12 protein-coding genes are annotated in these 14,992 nt (G+C 66.2%); 7 read left to right on the top strand and 5 right to left on the bottom strand.

Going from position 1 to position 14,992, the window contains the following annotated elements; genetic code table 11:
- Positions 1-215 precede the first annotated feature (215 nt).
- Together ACSQ14_RS23515 and ACSQ14_RS23510 are read right to left on the bottom strand one after the other, a co-directional pair.
- On the bottom strand, positions 216-1,094 hold the full coding sequence (locus ACSQ14_RS23515; RefSeq protein WP_436017089.1) for a hypothetical protein: 879 nt from the start codon (positions 1,092-1,094) through the stop codon (positions 216-218).
- Between the two features lie 92 nt (positions 1,095-1,186).
- The gene (locus tag ACSQ14_RS23510) at positions 1,187-2,626 is read right to left on the bottom strand and encodes an SEC-C metal-binding domain-containing protein (protein WP_436017087.1); all 1,440 of its coding nucleotides are present in this window, start codon (positions 2,624-2,626) and stop codon (positions 1,187-1,189) included.
- A 103-nt stretch (positions 2,627-2,729) separates the two neighbouring features.
- Here ACSQ14_RS23510 and ACSQ14_RS23505 point away from each other — a divergent pair, with 103 nt between their 5' ends.
- From ACSQ14_RS23505 to ACSQ14_RS23490, 4 genes are all read left to right on the top strand, one after another.
- Entirely contained in the window at positions 2,730-5,681 is a 2,952-nt protein-coding gene (locus ACSQ14_RS23505; RefSeq protein ID WP_436017085.1) for a TrlF family AAA-like ATPase, read from the top strand.
- A 4-nt stretch (positions 5,682-5,685) separates the two neighbouring features.
- Positions 5,686-6,291, top strand: a complete 606-nt coding sequence (locus tag ACSQ14_RS23500; RefSeq protein WP_436017083.1) for a hypothetical protein — start codon at positions 5,686-5,688, stop codon at positions 6,289-6,291.
- Positions 6,292-7,060: 769 nt separating this feature from the next.
- Positions 7,061-8,293, top strand: coding sequence for a calcium-binding protein (locus tag ACSQ14_RS23495; RefSeq protein ID WP_436017081.1), 1,233 nt, complete (start codon positions 7,061-7,063; stop codon positions 8,291-8,293).
- 483 nt (positions 8,294-8,776) lie between these two features.
- Positions 8,777-9,169: an IS30 family transposase gene (locus ACSQ14_RS23490; RefSeq protein WP_436017079.1), complete on the top strand. Its 393-nt coding sequence runs from the start codon at positions 8,777-8,779 to the stop codon at positions 9,167-9,169.
- Here ACSQ14_RS23490 and ACSQ14_RS23485 read toward each other — a convergent pair.
- Positions 9,158-9,646, bottom strand: coding sequence for a hypothetical protein (locus tag ACSQ14_RS23485; RefSeq protein ID WP_436017077.1), 489 nt, complete (start codon positions 9,644-9,646; stop codon positions 9,158-9,160). The genes ACSQ14_RS23490 and ACSQ14_RS23485 overlap by 12 nt on opposite strands.
- Positions 9,647-10,021: 375 nt before the next feature.
- On the opposite strand from ACSQ14_RS23485, the gene ACSQ14_RS23480 reads away from it, so the two are divergent.
- Positions 10,022-10,264 carry a hypothetical protein gene (locus ACSQ14_RS23480; RefSeq protein ID WP_436017075.1) on the top strand — a complete coding sequence of 81 codons (243 nt, stop codon included), beginning with the start codon at positions 10,022-10,024 and terminating at the stop codon, positions 10,262-10,264.
- A gap of 65 nt (positions 10,265-10,329) precedes the next feature.
- The gene (locus tag ACSQ14_RS23475) at positions 10,330-10,671 is read left to right on the top strand and encodes a TetR/AcrR family transcriptional regulator (protein ID WP_436017073.1); all 342 of its coding nucleotides are present in this window, start codon (positions 10,330-10,332) and stop codon (positions 10,669-10,671) included.
- A 259-nt stretch (positions 10,672-10,930) separates the two neighbouring features.
- On the opposite strand, the gene ACSQ14_RS23470 is transcribed toward ACSQ14_RS23475, so the two are convergent.
- Together ACSQ14_RS23470 and ACSQ14_RS23465 are read right to left on the bottom strand one after the other, a co-directional pair.
- Positions 10,931-11,650 carry an AraC family transcriptional regulator gene (locus ACSQ14_RS23470; protein WP_436017071.1) on the bottom strand — a complete coding sequence of 240 codons (720 nt, stop codon included), beginning with the start codon at positions 11,648-11,650 and terminating at the stop codon, positions 10,931-10,933.
- A 27-nt stretch (positions 11,651-11,677) separates the two neighbouring features.
- Positions 11,678-12,094 (bottom strand): VOC family protein, encoded by a 417-nt coding sequence (locus ACSQ14_RS23465; RefSeq protein WP_436017069.1) that lies wholly within the window; start codon positions 12,092-12,094, stop codon positions 11,678-11,680.
- A gap of 480 nt (positions 12,095-12,574) precedes the next feature.
- Here ACSQ14_RS23465 and ACSQ14_RS23460 point away from each other — a divergent pair, with 480 nt between their 5' ends.
- Positions 12,575-14,839 carry a GumC family protein gene (locus ACSQ14_RS23460; protein WP_436017067.1) on the top strand — a complete coding sequence of 755 codons (2,265 nt, stop codon included), beginning with the start codon at positions 12,575-12,577 and terminating at the stop codon, positions 14,837-14,839.
- The last annotated feature ends 153 nt before the right edge of the window (positions 14,840-14,992 follow it).

The following is a 14,992-nucleotide window of genomic DNA, read 5'->3' as shown; positions in this document are numbered from 1 at the left end:
TAGAATGGTATGTATATGGTCGACGCCTCGTATCGCAGATCGCCGCGAACGTCGAGGCCGCGCCTGATGCATTCGGACGCGGCCGCGTTGCTTCAGCGTCAGTCGACGCCGCGTGGCTTGCAGACCCGCTCGAGCGCCAGTAGCGGAAGTTGGACCGCGGCCAGAAAACGGACCTTCGCGCCCTCCCCTAGGCTAGGCACCCTCGCACGTACCCCTTACATCTGCGCATAGAGTTCTCGCTCCTGCGCAGCGTGGAGGTCCTCAAGGGAGACTTCGGCGGTCTTCGTGTCGATCGCGTACATCGGCATCTGCCACGAGCCGTAGATCACTCTCGCGTCCTGCTCTTCTGCGTCCGTGCTGACGAGTTTGGCCTCGATCAAGGCGTTGAGAGTTTCCTTGATGAGTTCATCGGAGCGCATCGCATGCTCCGGTCCCGTGAAGGACTGCGCTGCCCAGATCCTGTGAATGATCGCGAGGCCCTGGGCTTTGAATGCGCCGACCTTGGCAAGGGAACGCGCGACACGGATTGCAGCCGGGCTAAAATCCCAGGGGCTGTTGTATCCAATGGTGCTCTCGGGATCGTTCCAGATGAAGCTGCCGTCCTGCTGCCGGGTCAGGTCGGCGTAGAGGCGCGACTCACGTCGGTAGATGTTCGAGTTCGGCAGGATGTACTCGCCCGCGAACCCTTCGAGGTAATGGGACCGCCGCTCACAATCGACATACTCGCACAGTTCGTTGACGTCGGTGGGGCGCCAGTGGCAGGCGTCGGCGTAGATCAGCCGGCTGCCGTGGTCGTAGAACTTCCACAGCGTTCGCTGCGCAAACTCAGAGAGACCGAGCGGGCAGCGCACATAGTCGAGGAGGATCAGTATTTTCGCGCCTTCCTCAGAGGCGTGGCCCGAAAGTATCTCCCGCGCGCGGCCACTGTCTTTCATCGCGCGCGAGGATGCGTCGAGCCCGTCTGCGCTCTTGAGTAGCAGCGGCAGTCCCTGGGCAATAACTTCCCAACGCTGCTTCGGCTGCATGTTCGCAAGGCTACGCAGCTGGCGCATGCCGATGTCGGCAGATTTCGACGGCGCGATAATCGGTTCCACTGTCCCCTCCCGCTGACCGGGTCTTGATGGCCGTGTAATGTTGCGGACGCTTCCGCGTCGCGCCAGAAGCGAAAGTCCTTGATCTACTCAGGCTAATGGGCGTCTTCGTCTCGCGCCTTGCGCTCCGCCCGTTCGACGGCGTCGTCGATCATGTTGTTAAAATTGATCCCGAGCCCGTTGAAATTCGGCTGCAGCTGGACATAGCGGGACAAGGCCGACAGGGCCCGCAGGAGGCTGCCGACCTTCGGCGGCTCCCGCTTCTCCTCGAGGGCCGCGAGCGCATCTTGCACCGTGACGATGTGCTGAAGTCGCTGTGTCTGGAAATAGGAATGGGGCGTGACTGCGGCGCGCAAGAGACGGTCGGCTTGGCGCAGGGCGCCGGCGTCCTTCGCATCGAGCGCGATGTAGAAGAAGACGAAGGCGTGGTCGGCCACTTCGGGCGGATCGAGGCCGTCGGTCGAGACCGCTCTGATCAAGGCGAGGGCTTCGTTCACCGAGCCCGCACGGAGCAGGCTCTCGGCCTCGTAAACCTGGACGATGGCGGACGGCTCCTCCGCGAATGACCGGCGATAGGCGTTCATCGCTTGCTTGAAGTCCCCCGCGTAGCGGTGGGCGTCGCCGATCGACCGCAAGAGGTCGGCGCGCCCCTTCGCGGTCCACGCTCCCTCCACTAGAAGCCGCGTGAGGCGGTCGACCAGTTCCTTGAACAGCTCGACGTCCCGGTCGATGACCGCCAGGGTTTCGAGCGAGCGGCAGAACCAGGACTCCGCCACGGGCGATAAGGGCTTCTCGGCTTCGAGGGCGCGGCCGGCCACGACGGCGGCCACCATCGCCTCCCGTCCGCCCTTCTCGTCGTCCATCAGGAGCAGATCGAAGGCCGCGGCGCCGCCGTACTGGATCTTGTCTGACCTGCTGCGGGTGACGTCGACGATGCGATGGTAGAGCGCCTGGCGCTCGGTGAACCCCAGGTCCGATCCGTTGAGATCGACGTGGATCTGCAGCAGGTCCACGTCCTCCTCGGCCGGCGTGATCGGCCCGGCTTCGCCCAGGTCCCTTTTCGCGGCGAGCCGGTCGCCGGTCATGAGCGAGGCGAACGCCTTGTGGTAGACGATCTTCCGGCGCCAGCGCTCGTCGTCGATCGCATTGCGAAGCCGGCCCAGCACGGCCGGCGCCTGGTTCAAGCGATCTAGCCGCACGACGCATTGCACCAGGTTCCGGACGTGTTCGGAAAGCGCCGCCACATCGACGGCGACCATTTTCGGCGGCGGACGCCCCGGAATGTTCATCGCCGGAACGGTGTGGCGGCGATGCCAGATGACGTATTGGGCGACATCCGCCCGAACGAAGAGCAGAGCGGCTTCCCAATCACCCGCCTCGGCCGCCTCGCGCCAAGCCTTGTCGATCCTCTCGAAGCCCGGCAGCCGCCTCCGACAGCAGGCCTGGAAGGTCTTTCCGGACCCGCAGGGGCAAGGGTCGCTCCACTTGGGCTGATAGGCACCGGCGGGCTGTCGGAGCTGCGCGCGCGCCTTCATCGATTTCTTTCGGTGTGCAGCATTGGTCGGGACGCGCGCCAGGGACGCTTCATGGTTGTCAAAGCATAGCTTATGTTGGGCCAGGTGATGGGAGCGAAAGTCTTTGAACTCAGGCTCGATCTGGCGACGGTGGGATCCACACGTCCACTTCCCCGGCACGGTCCTAAACGACCAGTTCGGTGGCGCGGACCCGTGGGAGGCCAATCTCGCCGCCCTTGAAGCCCGCAGGCCGGTGATCGAAGCCATCGGGGTCACCGACTACTACAGCCTCGACACCTACGAGCGGTTGCGCCGGTCGAAGGATGCCGGTCGGCTGCCGAACTGCGGCGTCATTTTCCCGAACATCGAGATGCGGCTCGCCTACGGCACGGTCAAAGGCCAATGGGTCAACGTCCACTTGCTCGTGAGCCCGGAACGGGACGATCACATCGCCGAAGCCCGCCGCTTTCTGGCGCGCCTAACCTTCGAGGCGCATGAGGACACGTTCACCTGCACAGCTGAGGACCTGATCCGGCTGGGGCGCGCTTCAGGCGCGACCGGCGACGAGCGCGGCGCGCTGGAACTCGGCTCGCAGCAATTCAAGGTGTCCTTCGATCAGCTGCGTGAGCTGCATCGGAAAACTGCCTGGGCCCGCGAAAACACCATAATCGTCGTCGCTGGGGGCGACGATGGCGCTGGCGGGTTGCGGGACGGGTCGGACGTCACCACCCGTCAAGAGGTGCTGAGGCTCGCCCACGGCGTCTTCGCCTCGAGCCCTGCTCAACGCGAGTTCTGGCTGGGCCAGCGAGCCGCCGGGGCGGACGAACTCTGGGAAAAGTATGGCGGCCCCAAGCCGTGCCTGCACGGCAGCGATGGCCACGACCTGAAGCGTAGCGGCGCGCCGGACGATGACCGCTTCAGCTGGGTCAAGGGCGATCCCACGTTCGACGCCCTGCGCCAAGCCTGCATCGACCCGGCGAGCCGAGCCTATGTCGGGCCGACCCCGCCCGTCTCCGCCCTGCCGTCGCAGGTCATCAAGAGCGTGACCATCAGCGGCGCCGATTGGGCGGCGACGCCCAGGCTCGACCTCAATCCCGGCCTGGTGGCGATCATCGGCGCGCGCGGCTCGGGCAAGACGGCCTTGGCCGATATCATCGCCGCCGGATGCGATGCGCTTCCCGATACGCCAAATACCCAGTCGTTCCTGCACCGCGCTCGGGAGTTCCTCGGCGAGACCTCGGTCACGTTGGCCTGGGGCGAAGGCGATCCGGTCGAGCGTGGGCTGCTCGATGCCGGCGACTGGTACGACCGCTCGCCACGCGCCCGCTACCTGTCACAGCAGTTCGTGGACGAGCTCTGCTCCTCCACCGGGATGACCGACGCGCTGCTGAAGGAGATCGAGCGGGTCGTGTTCGACTCCCACAGCGTGTCCGACCGCGACGGCGCGGTGAACTTCGACGACCTGTTGGAGTTACGGGCCACCCGCCATCGCCAGGCGCGAACGCGTGAGGAAGGTGCGTTGGCGACAGTTTCCGAACGCATCGGTGCCGAGCTGGAAAAGGTCAAACTCGTCGAGGGCTACAAAAGCCAGATTGCCGAGAAGACCCGTGTCATCGCGCAGTGCAAGACCGATCGGGACAAGCTGGTGTCCAAAGGCAGCGAGGCGCGTGTCGAGCGCCTCCAGGCCCTGACCGAGGCGGCGGAGAAGGTCCGCAGCAATGTCCGGGTCTTCAATCTGCGGGCTCAGCAGCTCCTCACCCTTCAGGACGAGGTGAACGACGTCCGCACCAACTGGGCTCCCGAGGACCTGCGCAAAACCTCCGAGACCCACACCGCCGCCGGCATCCGGGGCGAGGACTGGCAGCCCTTTAAGATGGACTATAAGGGCGACGTCGATCAGATCCTGGTCGATCGCCTGAAGAAGGCGCAGGAATCCGGAGTGTCGTGGAAGGGAAAGCCGCCGGCGCTTAAGCCGGACCTGGAGACCCCCTACCTGGCCGACGACGCCGAGTTGGAGCGACAGCCGCTGGCCATCCTTGAGGCCGAGATCAACCGGCTGCAGCAGCTGGTCAATGTCGTTAAGGCGACCGCGGCGCGCTTCGCCGCCCTGTCGAAGCGCATCGTGGACGAGTCCGAGCTGTTGGCCCGACTCCAAGAGAAGTTGACGGATGCCGAGGGGGCCAAGGAGCGCGCCGACGCACTGCAGGCGGATCGCGAGGCGATCTATCGGCGCGTGTTCGAGGCGATCGCCGCCGAGGAAGGGGTGCTCAACGACCTCTACGCGCCGATCAAGGCGCGGCTCGCCGGCGCGAGCGGCACGCTCAGCAAGCTCGCCTTCTCCGTCACCCGATACGCCGACGTACCGGCCTGGGCCCAGCGCGGCGAGGACGAGCTTGTCGATCTGCGGCGTCAGGGTCCTTTCAAGGGCAGGGGCACGCTGCAGCAGATCGCTGAGCAAGATTTGAAGCCGGCCTGGGAGTCGGGAGACCCGGGGGCGGTGTCGGTGGCGATGACGGCGTTCCGGCGCGCCTATTCCGCCGACCTAGTCGAACACGCCCGCGTCTCGAAGTCAGACCAGGCCGAATACCGGGCCTGGCTGAAGCGCTTTGCCCAGTGGCTCTACAGCACCGACCACATCTCGATCCGCTACAGTGTCGATTACGACGCAGTCGACATCCGCAAGCTCTCGCCGGGGACGCGCGGCATCGTGCTCCTGCTCCTCTATCTGGCGCTGGACGACGCCGACGATCGGCCGCTGATCATCGATCAGCCCGAGGAGAACCTCGACCCCAAGTCGATCTTCGACGAGCTGGTCGCCCTGTTCCTCAAGGCGAAGGCCAAGCGCCAGGTGATAATGGTCACCCACAACGCCAACTTGGTGATCAACACCGACGCCGATCAGATCATCGTCGCGACGGTCGGGACCCACGCCGCCGGCGAACTGCCGCCGATGACCTACACGTCGGGCGGGCTGGAAGACTCGGGAATCAGGAAATCGGTGTGCGACATTCTCGAGGGCGGCGAGCGCGCCTTCAAGGAGCGCGCCCGGCGCCTGCGCGTGCGCTTGCAGCGCTAGGCCCATGGAGAACCCCTACCACAAGGCCGAGATCAAGCCGCACTACCTCGATCGCGAGACGTGCCGCGTCAAATGCTTCGACGTCTTCAACATCTTGTCGGCCAGCGTGGCCCTGGCGGGCGAGTTCGAGATGGCCGAGCCCGACGAGCCGGTCGAGCCGTCATCGATGTTCCGCCTGCACCACGAATTGGCGGAGCCGCGGCTGTCCCAGCTTCTGCTAGACATCGCCGTCTTCGTCAGGACGTTCGACGATGTGATGAGCGCTGTGGCGCCGGACACCTACTCGGCGTTCGCCGCCCAGACGAGTGGCGAGAACTTCGTCGGCGTCCTAAACGACGGCGACCTGAACCTGCGCGAAGCCTGCAACAAGATCATCCATGCCACGGACTTTCGGCCGGTCTACGACCATGTCAATCGCGAGGTCGCCGGCGCCGAGCCGCAACGGGTCTGGCACCTGGACGGCCAGATCGAGCTTGAAGGCACGCTGGGCAAGAAGCCCTGGCGGGCCGCGCTCTACGTGGAGAACTTCCTCGAGACGGTCCTGGACCGCATCGCGTTCGAGCCGCCTGCATCAGAGGCGGCGCCTGGAAATGTGGACGGCCCCGGCTAGGTGCCGGGGCCGTCAATGGTTGCGATCACCGAGATCGTGGCGCCCGTGAGGAAGCTCCGCACAGGCTTCGGAGTGTTACGACGGATTTTTTGGATCAGGGCTTTGGCTTTCATGGGGATGCTCCTCAGGGTTTTCAGACCGAAGTCGAAGGTTGCGTGGAGCACGCCATGAACGGCGGCATGCGTAGTCCAGATAGTCCAGTCGGTGATCGGCCCTCCGGTGAGGAATGGTTGCCCAACACTCCAGGGCGTGAGGCACACTATAGCCGAAATCGGTCTTCGCCTCCAGGCTTGGTGGGTGGGCTACTAGCGTAGCCGATCTTGCCGACTCGACGGGTGCCGCGAACCAGACCTTCCGAACGGAAGAAAAGAGTCGGTCCTGGGCGAGGCCTGGCCAAGCTGGCCTGGTGCCCTGCAAGCGGACGTTCCGAAGTTCGGCTAAGAGTCAGCGCGCCCAGGACGCGGGGCCGCTGCGCGCGCCAACAGCGGAACTTGGATCGCGTCCCGGAACCGGAACTTCGCGGCGTCGACCGGACTGCTCCGATCGACCCGAACTGAACCAACAGTGCTTCCGCTACGCGGCGGCCGAGCTCCAGGGTTTTGCTGGATGGTCACGGCACGATCTATGTGCCCAGTTCCGCTGCTGCGGGAGAACCGCTGAGTTGAAGTCGTCACCGCGAAATGACGCGGGCTTCCTGACCATCAATATTCGCCGACGGGAAAACAGGACTGACTGTGGAACCTTGAGGCAGCGTCAGAAGGAAACTACGATGGCTGAGATCTATGGCGACACCAACGGTAGTCTGGCGGACAACGCCGTCGCTGCTGCACAGGTTCTCTTTGGACCGGCGCTAGAGAGCAATACCATCTACGGCGACGCCAATGAGCTGCTCGAGTCTGCGCGCGGCGGGAACGACACGATCGGCGCCGGCGCCGGCAGCCAGAACACCATCTACGGCGACGCCTTCCGGATGACCGCCGACGCCCGGGGCGGCGACGACCTGATCGCCGGCGCGCAAGACGGCGCCAACTCGATCTATGGCGACGCCAATCTCCTTCTCGACAACGCAAGCGGCGGCGCCGACACCATCACCGGCGGCGCCGGCGGCACGAACCGGCTCTTCGGCGACGCCAGCGTGCTCTCGGGCGTGGCCGGCGACGACTCCCTCAGCGGGGGCGCGAACGCCGTCTCGAACCTGATCGTCGGCGACGGCGAAACGGCCCGCGCAAACGGCGGTCACGACACCATCGTCGGCGGCAGCACTTCCGGCACGAACCTCCTGGTCGGAGATTTCGTCGAATCCCTCTCCGCATCCCTAGGCGGAAACGACGTCATCACCGCGGGTTCGGCGACGTCCAACAGGCTCATCGGCGACGCCAGCGTCATGTTCGCCGGACACGGCGGCGCCGACACCTTGACGGGCACCGCGAGCGGGACGGAGGTGTTCATCGGTGACGCCGAAGACATGTTCGCTGCCGCAACCGGCGGCGACGATCTGCTGATCGGCGGCCTTGCGACGCAGACAAGCCAGCTCCTCGGCGACGCAACAAATCTGTTCGGAGGCGGCGGCAATGACACGCTGACCGCTGGCTCGGGCCCAGACAACCGGCTCTATGGCGACGCCTTGGTCATGCTCGACGCGGCCCGGGGCGGCGACGACCGTCTCGTCAGCGGCCCGGGCGCCGACCACATGTGGGGCGATGCGGGGACCATGTCCGCGACCAGCACTGGCGGATACGACGTCTTCGCCTTCGGCCCGAACAACGGCGAAGACGTCATCGAAGATTTCCGCCAGGGCGAGGATCTGATCGACCTCAGCGCCCTGACAGGTCGGGCGCTGCACCATCGGCCGCTGGTGACGAACTTCAACCGGCTCGACATCAGCGTGGAGGACGCCGACAGCGACGGAAACCTCGACAGCGTAATCAAGATCACGGACACCGACACCATCACGGTCATGGGGGTGTCTTCACTGTCTAAGGGCGACTTTATCTTCCACTAGGCTCGGCGGGGGCTCGCTACATGGCTGATTTGGCCGCGCGCCCCGCGCAGCGCGCATATCTCCACCCTAGCCGACTGGCGCGCTTTCCACCCCTTCCGGAACTTGCGGATCGGGATCGACACTCAGCCCATGCCCCGCTCGTTCGATCTATTTGGTCACGACGTCGGCGCGAGCGCCTTCGGCTGACGGGAAGAAGGGGTCCGGCCAGTCGGGGGGAACAACGCGGAACTCCGACTTTGCCCGAGATGTCGCGATACATGGTGACAAGCAGTCGACGGTCGGGCCACGTCGCCGGCGACGCAAGCGCTACGCCCGCAAGCCGCGCGGCCTGGTACATCCCGCTCGAGAACACCCTCGCCGCGCGCCCGGACGAGACTGCCGCGCGCAGCTCGTTCGGCCACTGGGAAGGCGACCTGGTGATGTTCCGTAGGGCGCACGGCCAACGGAACGTCCTCTCGCTCGTCGAGCGGCACACGGTTCGCAGTGCTGAGGGTGCAACCGAGCCGGCATTCCAAGCCGATCATGAACAGCCTAGGCGAGGAGCTTGGCAGGCTGCCCGCCGACGCCCGGCGAACCGCTACCTTCGACCGGGGCACGGAGTTCGCCGCCTACCCCGCTTTGAAGACGAGCCTCGGGATGGACGCCTACTTCTGCGCGCCGCAGGCGCCGTGGCAGAAGGGCACGGTGGAGAACACAAACGGGCGGCTGCGACGGTTCCTGCCGCTGGATCGCGCCCACCCGCCGACCGGTTCCCTGCCCTCGTTGCACTTCGCCTGGAACCCACACGACGGCCGATTTTCGGACGGCGCGGACCCCGCCTTGTCGACATCCGGCTGTCGGGAATCCGCAGCATCCAGAACTCGGCTAAGGCCCTGACAACACGCCTTCGCTGAAGCTCACCTTGACGTTCGCTCTGAACGAGCCTGCCATTCTGTCGAAGGCGAACCTGCGGATGGCCGCAGCCACAAGCCTGGGCTTGATGCCGGAAACACCGCGAGCCCCGTAGAAGGCGACTGTGTGCGGCCCGATGCCGAAGATCGTCTCGGCTTCCTCGAGCGTGAGCTCGAACGCCTCGCCGGCAAGGGCCAAGGTGCTCTGGGTGAAGCCGCTGCCATCCAGTCGGACGATGTCCGCGCCGCCTGGCTTGCGCCAACGCAGACCGATGGCTGCAGGCAGCGCCGAGACGCCGTGGCCAAGAGCGCACATCGCAAAGGAGCCCTCGCTGCGCTCCCGTCGCCACGCGCAGTGGTCGTAGTCGCAGTCGCTGACCGTCTCCAAATAATTCGCCAGCGCCAGCATGCGCTGAACGCCCTGATCGCCGCCCCCGTCCAAGGGACCAATATCGTACGCCATTCTGAACTTCCTGGTCCGTCAGGTTCACATCTGAACCACGAACACGTCAGCTGGGACCCGGTGGCGAACTCGCTCAAATGTGACTTGGCCGCAAAGCGGGCGACGCCTCGCTTGAGCGCCGGCCGAGCCGCCGCTGCAATTAGTGCGGCAGGCCCCACACCGCCGCCACAGGCAGGGCGAGCGCCGCCCAGGCGGCCGCTGCGGCGATGATAGCCGCTGCGCGGCGGCGGTCTCGCCGATCCAGCGCCGCACGGAAAGCGAATGGCGGCGGGAGCCATCCGGCCAGCGCTAGCGCTGCAGTGGCTCCCGCCTGAAGGCTTCCCTAGCGCGACCCAAAGGCGGCGCACGTCACCCCGAACTCACGTGGGGCGCGCGGTGGCCGGCTCCGAGGCTCCCGGCTGGAACGACTACGACCGGGCTCTGATGCGCGCGACGGAGGAGTTGAAGGCGGACGCAATGATCAGCGACGCCACGTGGGCGACGCTCGCCGAACGGCTGAACGACAAGCAGTTGTTCGAGCTCACGGTGCTGGTCGGCCAGTTCACCGTCGTGGCCCATTTCCAGAACGCGCTGCGCCTGCGACTGCCGAACGGCAACCAGGGTCTCGAAGCGCGCTGAGGCCAGCCCTTCGGCCCTTCGTCAGCACGCTAGCACCGACCAACTATCCAGTTGGCGGGACGCAGATGGCGCGACAGGCTCGGACACGCACTCGCGAGGACCAGGAAGCCCGACGGGGGCAGATCCTCGACGAGGCGATCCGCATCGTTGGGGAGCGCGGCTTCTTCGGCTTCACCGTGCAGGATCTGGCGCAACGCTGCGGCGTCTCGAACGCCGGCCTGCTCTATCACTTCAGCACCAAGGACGAACTGCTGCACTGCATGCTGCAGGAGTTCGAGGCGCGGGAGACCGCTGCCATGGAGCCGCTTGCGGCCCTGGCGTCTCGCGAGCTCGGCCGCACCAAGGCCGGCGCGACGGCTCTGAGACGCGCCGCGTCGTCACCGCAGCGTAGCCGTCCTCACGCATGAGGGCCTCGGCGGCATCCAGGATGGCAGCGCGAGTCCTGGCGCTATCCTCCGCCTTGCGTCCCATCGCCGCCACGGCGGCCTCCTCTCATCAACGCGCGGCGCTAGGTGTATTTCGGCGCAGTCGGGGGTGTCCAGCTGAGGCAGCCATTGGGGGTAGCCTTACGCGTCCGCGGATTCCGTCCTGAGATCATCGGGCGGTGCGCGAAGAGCTCTGCCTGGGTGGATTCCCTGCCCAACTGCAGTCCGCGAAGATCCTCGTTCAGCCCGCGCGAGCGCGAAACGCCGCCGGGGTGCACCCGAAGGCTCGGCCGAACGCGGCTATGAAGGCGCTGGTCGAGGCATAGCCAGCATCCAGGCCGGCCTCGGTTACAGAACAGCTTGGGCTCAGCAAACTGGCCGCGTGGGTCAGGCGGGCTCGCTGTCGCCATTCAGCGAAGCCAAGCCCGGTTTCTTCGAGGAAGATTCGCTGCAAGGTGCGCGAGCTCGCCCCGGAAAGGCGGGCAAGCTCAGGCAGGCTGATCGCCAGGGAAGGCTCGGTCATCAATCGCTCTGCGGCGCATCGACCACGGCGGTCTCGCGGCAAGACCAGTCTCGTCGGCAAACGCTCGGCGCCGCCCAGGCTGATTAGGAACAGATCCAGGAGCGCCTGGTGCTCTCGGTTCTCCGCCTCCAGAAAACCAAGCTCGACAATCCGCAGAATGAGCTCCCGCAGAAGCGGCGACACCTCGACGCCGACGCACTTGCCGAGGAGCGTCCAGGCGCAGCCTGGCGCGATGTAGACCGAGCGCATCGCGAACTCACCACGTGCGAAGATCTCATGCGACACGGCCGCTGGAACCCAGACCGCCCGAGCGGGCGGCACGATCCAGACGGCCGCATCGGCCTCCACGCGCATGACGCCGCGCGCGGCGTAGATCAACTGCCCCCACTGGTGACTGTGCCGCGCGACGTGATGACCGCCGTAATAGGTCGCGGCCAAGCTACGCGCCAATACGCCCATCGACGCTCAAGCCGGCCTGGATACGCCTTGTGGCCAGGCATATTCGCGGTCGTACTTCATCGCGCCGATGCGGTTGCCCTCGGTGTCCTCGAAATAGATGAGGTTTCCGACACCTTCGATCCGGAATTCTGGCATGACGACCCTGCCGCCATGGGCGTCGACGGCCTGGACCACAGGCGTCAGGTCCTCAACCCCGAAGGTCGGTTGAACGCCGGAAGAGCCGCTCCCGGTGAGCGGCGCGTGCCGCTCCTGGAGCGCTCCCAGCACGCCCGGGTCGGCGGGGTTCCCGGTGAGGATTTGGTAGAAGCCAGGCGGTCCCCACGGGCGGATGACCCAGCCGAAGACCTGTTCGTAGAAGGCCTTGGCCCGTTCCACGTCGTTACATTCAATGGCGAAATGCCGGAGATTGTTCGCCCAGGTCATCGGTCGCCTCCCAGCTTTTGGGGTCAAACCTAAGTCGGAAACACACTGGCGCGCCAACGCAAAACTGCCAAATAATGTCGCAGATACGCCAACCGAGCCACGGGGTGATGGCCGCGAGCCACCACCCTAGTCGCCCTTGAGCGGCCGGCGCGGCGCGCCAGTCGCGCACAAGCTCGACCTCCAGAGACCCGCCGCCTGCCCGCTGCGCGGGCAGCTCGCCCGCCCCCGCGACCAAACCGCGGCCGCCTTCCAGCGGCGCCCTGCCACTTCAGGCGGCGGTCGGCGGCCGCCTCAGAAAAACCCAAAATACGGTGAGGCTTCGGCCGAACACCAAGGGGGAGCGCGGCGATAGCGTGGAGGCGTACTACTGACACAAAGCGCCGCTACCTCGGAATGTGAGGATCGCTTCGAACTTGAAGGCTGGTAACCGACAGTCACAGATTCGCACGTCTCGTATGATTGCAAGTATAGGAACGTCCCATGAACGCGCACACGCCTTCGCCTGTACTTGATCCAAAAAGCCATGGCCGCCAAGGAACGCCCCTCAGTCAGTGGAGCTCGGCGCTTTCCTGGCATCTGGATTTGCGGCGGCTGTGGAATGTCTTCCGCCGACGGCTGGGCCTGTTCGCCGCGGTGGCCGCCGTGGTGCTGCTGGCGGCGATCCTCGTCACCGTGCTGGCGACGCCGAAATATACGGCGACCGCCAACGTCATGCTCGACCCGCGCCGGGAGAAGGTGACCAACTCCGAGGCGGTGCTGTCCGGGGCGCTGTCCGGCCTGCCGACCGACACGGCTGTCGTCGACACCGAGGTCGAGGTCCTGAAGTCGCGCCAACTGGCGGCCCAGGTGGTCAAGGCGCTGAACCTCGAGGCCGACCCGGAATTCAGTCCGCGCACGGCGAAGCCAAGCGGCGTCAAGGGGCTGATCGCCAGCGTCACCGGCATGTTCGGCGCGCCTGACCAGTCGCGGCTCGGCTCGCTCGCGCAGCAGACGGAGCACGAGGCGGTCGTCGACAACGTGCTGGCCGGCCTGTCGGTCAAGCGCGCCGGCCTGACCTACGTCATCAACGTCAGCTACGAGTCGGAAAGCCCGCAGAAGGCCGCGCAGATCGGCAACAAGTTCGCCGAGCTCTACCTGCTCGGGCAGATGACGGCGAAGGTCGATGCGACCCGCCAGGCGACCACCTGGCTGAACGAACGGCTGGAGCAGATGCGCGGCCAGGTGCTGGCCGACGAAGCCGCCGTCCAGCAGTACAAGATCGCCAACAACCTGCTGAGCGCCTCGGGCACCAACCTGACCGAAGCGGAAATCTCCAACTACAACCAGACGCTCGCCCAGGCGCAGGCGCAGGTCGCCGAGGACGCGGCCCGCCTGAGCACCGCCCGCGGCCAGCTGGCGCGCGGCTCGACCGGCGAGGACGTGGGCGAGGCCCTGGACTCTCGCGTCATTCAACAGCTTCGCGAGCAGCGCACCCAGGTCAGCTCCACCGTGGCCGACCTGCAGGGCCGCTACGGCGAGCGCCACCCGGAGATGCTGAAGGCCAAGCGCCAGCTGTCGGACATCGACGCCCAGATCCAGGCCGAGATCCAGCGGGTGATCTCCAACCTGGAAGCCAAGGTGCAGGTGTCGCGTCAACGCGCCGGCGCAGTCGCCGGCAGCCTCGGCGGCGCCAAGGGCATGCTGGCCGCCAACAACCGCGCCATGGTCCGGCTGAACGAGCTGCAGCGTACGGCGGACGCCTCGCGCACGCTCTATGAGAGCTATCTGAACCGCTACAAGGAGACGAGCAGCCAGCAGGGCATCGAACAGTCCGACGCCCGCATGGTCTCCGCGGCGAAGATCCCCAGCCAGCCGAGCTCGCCGAAGGTCCCGGTGAACCTGACGCTCGGCCTGCTGCTCGCGCTGGGCGCCGGCATCGGCGTGATCGTCCTGGCCGAAATGCTGGACTCCGGGCTCGCCACTGCCGACGACGTCGAGCGCCGCCTGGACGCCACCTACCTCGGTGCGATCCCGTTGCTGGCCTCGGTCGCCGGGAAGTCCAAAGCCGCGCCGATCGACTATGTCGTGGGCAAGCCGCTTTCCAGCTTCTCCGAGGCGTTCCGCAACCTCCGAACCTCGATCCTCTACTCTCGGCTTGGCGAGCCGGTGAAGATCGTCGCGGTCACCTCCTCGCTGCCGGGAGAAGGCAAGACCACCACCTCGATCTGCCTCGGCCGCGCCGCGGCGCTGCAGGGCCAGAAGGTGCTGGTGGTCGACTGCGATTTGCGACGCCGCGCCCTCAATCGCCTGTTGCGCAACGAACCGGCGGTCGGCCTGCTCGAAGTGCTCAACGGCGAGGCCACCCTGGAGCAGGCGATCGCCGCCGACACCGAGACCGGCGCGCACTTCCTGCCGCTGTCGACGATCGGGGTGACGCCGAAGGACGTGTTCGGCACGGCGGCGATGGATCGCCTGCTCGGGGAGCTGCGCCGTCGCTATGACCTGGTGGTGCTCGACACCGCCCCGGTGCTGGCGGTCGCCGACACCCGGGTGCTGGCGCCGAAAGCCGACGTGGTGATCGTGCTCGCCCGCTGGCGGAAAACCCCGCAGCACGCCGTGGAGTCCGCCTTCCGCTTTCTGTCCGGCGGCGGCGCCCACATCGGCGGCGTTGCGCTCACCCGCGTCGACATGCGGCAGCAGGCCAAGTACGGCTACGGCGATCCCGGCTACTACTACGCCGAATGCAAGAAGTATTACGTGAGCTGAGGCGCCACGAAATCACGCCGGCCGCTCGCGCCTGACCGAGCGGCCGGATGCATTCCGACGTCTGATTACTGGGCCCGTCCGGTCTCACAGCTCAAGAGTCGGGCGACTGATCCAGATTAGAGCACCGACTGCGCGGCGAGCGGACAGCCGCGG

The organism is Phenylobacterium sp. LjRoot219 (assembly GCF_964252995.1).
Taxonomy (GTDB): Bacteria; Pseudomonadota; Alphaproteobacteria; order Caulobacterales; family Caulobacteraceae; genus Phenylobacterium.
This window is presented reverse-complemented; position numbering and strand designations above follow the sequence as displayed.